This is a genomic window from Mycobacterium sp. ZZG (assembly GCF_054786995.1).
Map to the genome: position 1 here is coordinate 1 of NZ_JBTBFV010000189.1, position 651 is coordinate 651.

The 651-nt window shown below is 54.2% G+C and carries 1 protein-coding gene; it reads left to right on the forward strand.

What is annotated here, in order from left to right; translation table 11 throughout:
* Positions 1-598: lipopolysaccharide biosynthesis protein (locus ACXMYJ_RS29285; RefSeq protein ID WP_460359571.1), on the forward strand; the 598-nt coding region annotated here is incomplete at its 5' end.
* Between the last annotated feature and the right edge of the window lie 53 nt (positions 599-651).

Here is a 651-nt window from a genome sequence, read left to right on the forward strand (position 1 = left end):
TGGGCCAGCGCCGGCAGGGCAGTTTTTCGCCGCCATTCGTTTGAACGAGATGATTCTTGAGGCCGCAACCGTCGCAGGCGTCGTACTCTTCTCGAACGCTGCGCGTCAAGACAAAGGAGCTTCGATCCTCGCGAGGAATGCACGTATATCGTGTTGGATGTTTTGGTTGTTTATGGGCATTGCAGTACTTGTAGTTCTTGGGGCTCCATACTTTGTTAATGCCCTGGTTGGCGAAGAATACGCTGCTGCGGCGCCTGCGCTCCAAATCATGGCCCTTTGCATGGCCCCTACAGCCGCGAGCAAGATAATTTACCAGACCCTGTCGGGTAGTGGGAATGCGAAATTCGGCACGCCGGTGATAATTGCTAGCTTGGCAATCAACTTTGCACTTGCGCTAATACTTGTTCCTTCGTTGGGCGTCATGGGCGGCGCGGTCGCTTTGGTTATTGGCAGATATGGGCTGTTCGCCGGATATGTTGCGAGCTGCCGGCTCCGCTATGGAATTTCCTTTAGGGATATGTTGGTCCCGCGAAAACGAGACGCCCAGCGTGTATGGCGAGGCATCTTATCCAGAATTTTGCGAAAGAGACAGCAATAGGCCGATCCTTGCCCTGCTGTCGCTTGCGTCCCCTTCCAGCATTGTCAGCTAAG